Annotated in this window: 4 protein-coding genes; 1 reads left to right on the forward strand and 3 read right to left on the reverse strand. The window is 43.3% G+C overall.

The window, feature by feature from the left end; all coding sequences use genetic code 11:
* Positions 1-103 precede the first annotated feature (103 nt).
* The gene (gene dapB / locus AACP44_RS08770; protein WP_339340152.1) at positions 104-910 is read left to right on the forward strand and encodes a 4-hydroxy-tetrahydrodipicolinate reductase; all 807 of its coding nucleotides are present in this window, start codon (positions 104-106) and stop codon (positions 908-910) included.
* 96 nt (positions 911-1,006) lie between these two features.
* Here dapB and AACP44_RS08775 read toward each other — a convergent pair whose 3' ends face one another.
* The 3 genes from AACP44_RS08775 to AACP44_RS08785 form a co-directional block, all read right to left on the reverse strand.
* Positions 1,007-1,231 (reverse strand): hypothetical protein, encoded by a 225-nt coding sequence (locus AACP44_RS08775; protein WP_339340153.1) that lies wholly within the window; start codon positions 1,229-1,231, stop codon positions 1,007-1,009.
* A gap of 116 nt (positions 1,232-1,347) precedes the next feature.
* Positions 1,348-2,064 carry a YebC/PmpR family DNA-binding transcriptional regulator gene (locus AACP44_RS08780; protein ID WP_339340154.1) on the reverse strand — a complete coding sequence of 239 codons (717 nt, stop codon included), beginning with the start codon at positions 2,062-2,064 and terminating at the stop codon, positions 1,348-1,350.
* A gap of 255 nt (positions 2,065-2,319) precedes the next feature.
* The gene (locus AACP44_RS08785) at positions 2,320-2,970 is read right to left on the reverse strand and encodes a helix-turn-helix transcriptional regulator (protein WP_339340155.1); all 651 of its coding nucleotides are present in this window, start codon (positions 2,968-2,970) and stop codon (positions 2,320-2,322) included.
* Positions 2,971-3,474: the final 504 nt, after the last annotated feature.

Raw genomic sequence — 3,474 nt, forward strand, 5'->3', positions numbered from 1 at the left:
CAGTCTTTTGATAAAGAAGGTAATCAGACACCTCGTAAAAATTCGTGGTTTGAAGGCGTGAAAAACTTTTTTGACGATATGAAAATCTAATATAGAGAATGCTATGACAATAAATATTGCTGTTACGGGTGCTGCAGGTCGTATGGGTAAAACCCTGATTGAAGCGATTGAGCAAAATCCCGATGCACAATTAACCGCGGCTATTGAGTGGTCAGAAAGCCCGGCTATTGGTGCTGATGCCGGTGAGTTGGCGGGCTTGGGAAAAAACGGCGTTATTATTGTTGGTGATATCAATGCAGTGATTAATGATTTTGATGTGTTGGTCGATTTTACGACGCCCGCCGCATCGGTGGCCAACGCTAAAGCCTGTTCAGCTGCGGGTAAAAAAATGATTATCGGTACCACCGGTTGTACCGATGAAGATAAAGCGATAATTGCAGCTACTGCCAGTCAATCAGCCATCTGCATGGCAAGCAATTTCAGCACCGGAGTCAACCTTTGTTTTAAATTAGCCAAGGAAGCCGCTGCTATTTTGGGTGATGATTACGATGTGGAAATTGTTGAAGCCCATCATCGACATAAAGTTGATGCGCCATCGGGTACTGCATTAAGTTTGGGTGAAGCTGTTGCTGAGGGCCATGGTCGTCACTTTAACGATGTTGCCGTCCTCTCTCGCGAAGGTCAGGTAGGTCCGCGAACCGATAATGAAATTGGCTTTGCGACTATTCGCGGTGGCGATGTCGTCGGCGATCATACCGTTATGTATATGGCTGATGGCGAACGCATTGAAATTGGTCATAAGGCTAGCTCAAGAATGAGCTTCGGTCGCGGAGCTATTCGTGCGGCGGTATGGATAGCAGATCAGGATAAAGGCCTGTTTGATATGCAGGATGTATTGGGGTTTAAATAAGGCGCAACTTATCTGCAAAAAAGCCCGCCATATGGCGGGCTTTTTTGTAATCATTAGTTGAGTATTAGCTACATTGACTGCTATATCGATGCGGGATCAAACTTTGATATCTATTTGACGACCTAGCCGGTCTTCAGGGTCTAGCGGCTGTTGCGCTTGCTGATGCTTGTTGGCCGGTGCATCTTCTTGCGATGCTGACGTGCGTTGTAGAGAATCTTGCTCAACACTGACTTCGGCCTGTTCCTGTTGTGGAGGAGGCGGTACCTGCTGTTCGGCAGGCAGGGTCGGCTTCAAAGGTGAACTGTTAATAGCGTTGACCATAATTAACTCTACTTCAGGTAGACCGGCTGCTAGTCCTGCTACTGGCTGTAAGTGTTAGATTTGACATTAATTATAGACCTTTTGGTTAAAAAGTATACAAAACGTAGTCAGCTCAACTAGATTTCAGCGCTATGGTAAACCTGCTGTACGTCATCCAAATCGTTTAACATCGCCAAAAAAGTCTCCATCAATGCGATATCATCACCGGCCAGAGGGGCGGTATTTTGCGGGATAAACTGTATTTCATCGACATCAAAGTCGATATTTTCAATAGTTTCCATTAGCGCCTGTTTGGCTTTGAAGTAATCCGTATTAGGGGCGAAGACGGTAATTTTACCATCTTCGCATTCAATATCGGTGACATCCACATCAGCCATCATTAGTGCTTCAAGAACGCTTTCTTCATCATCACCGTCAAACACAAAGATGGCGCTGTGATCGAACATATGGTTAACACTGCCTTGCGTGCCGATTTTGGTTTTGGTTTTGGTAAAGCACTGACGAACATCCCCAAAAGTACGATTAGGGTTGTCGGTCAGACAATCGACAATGACCATGCAACCACCGGGACCAAAACCTTCATAACGCGCTGAGGCAAAATCTTCACCGCCGCCGCCCCGGGCTTTCTCAATGGCTTTTTCAATAACATGGGAAGGAACCTGATCTTTTTTAGCGCGGTCAATCAAACCGCGCAGGGCTAAGTTGCCATCGGGTTCTACACCGCCAGCTTTGGCGCAGACATAAATTTCACGGCCATAACGGCTGTAGACTTTGGCTTTGGCATCGGAGGTCTTGGCCATTGAGTCTTTACGGTTTTGGTAGGCTCTACCCATGATTATTTTCCATTATTTTTGATTATAAAAGCTAAATTCTACAGCTAAGCGATAGCATAGAAAACCTTATAGTTCTGTTAATCAATGATGGTTTGATAGATCTTGAATGATACAAACAGGTTTATGTTTGAGCTAGTGGGGTGAAATGGGCTGCGGCGGGTGATGATTGGGAGGAATGTGCAGATAAATAAATGATCAGGAATTAAGTTATAAGATAAAAAATAACTGGCTGGGTTGGGCAATCGGGCAATAAAGTTATTCATATTTAATCATAACTCGGCCAATAATTTCTATGGTGCTGTCTTGTTCCAGCGTGATGGGTGGAAAAACTTTTGCTGGGTCAATTAAGCTGATGGCCCCGAAGACACTGGCATAAAATTTTAATGCCTTTTCACCTGTCATTTTACACCGGCACATCACTTCCTGGTTGGTTAGGTTTTCATCCTTTTCAATGGGAAGGATAATGGCAATCTTGGTGGGGTTATATCTATATGCGCTCAGTTGAGGTAAGACAACAGCAAAAGCCCCCTCATTATTAATGGCAAATGGTGATCTTTCTTTTCCGGTAAAATCAAAATCTTTCGGGTTGGCAAGAAAGTTATCAATTTCATGCCATTCAATAATTGGTGGATTCATTTTATAGTAAGTTTGTTTTTCTTTGATCATGCTTTCCAGCATGGGGCCACTTTCTAATTGTAACCATTCAATGCGAACGCCGGTGATATTGGCAATAACCTGACAGTCTGCAGGCGGAGCTGTTCTAGTGCCGGCCTCGTAGTTGCTGATACGATTTTGACTCCATCCACCGCACATTTCTCCCAGTTCTTTTTGGGAGACTTTCCGTCCTATCGTTTGAGCGAGGTGCTGCCTTGCGATTTTGATTCTTCCTGATAGTTTCATGGCCATAAATATAACATGAAATGTTGTGAACAGTGATGAAAAAGAAAATCACAAAAAGTGATTTTTTTGTTGAAAAGAACACGGTACGTGATATATTGCCGATTCATTTCTACAGGGAGGACGTAATGATTTTCATTGCATGTTACAGGAAGGTTTTCATCTCAAATTAAATAGAGCCGATTACAGTTTTTGTCGAATAGGCACTGCTCCGTAGAGCTGTGCTGGCAATTGATGCCAGACAATTTTATGAGGCTTGTAAAAATTTTCTTATGGCGTCGTTTTGTTGTAGCTAACGGATCGTTCGCTTCCTGTCGATTGCCATTATGAAAAAACCCATCAATTAAAAGCGGCTGGATTTATAGCAAGCTAATTCATTAATGAAACGTTAAAAACGTTAAAGGGTAATACTAAGGAGGGTGTTATGCTGATACTAGCAAGGTCAGTGGGTCAAAAAGTTAGAATAGGTAACAATATAACCATAGAGGTGTTAGAAACCGATAACTCCATGGT

Source organism: uncultured Oceanicoccus sp. (genome assembly GCF_963968385.1).
Lineage (GTDB): Bacteria > Pseudomonadota > Gammaproteobacteria > Pseudomonadales > Dasaniaceae > Oceanicoccus.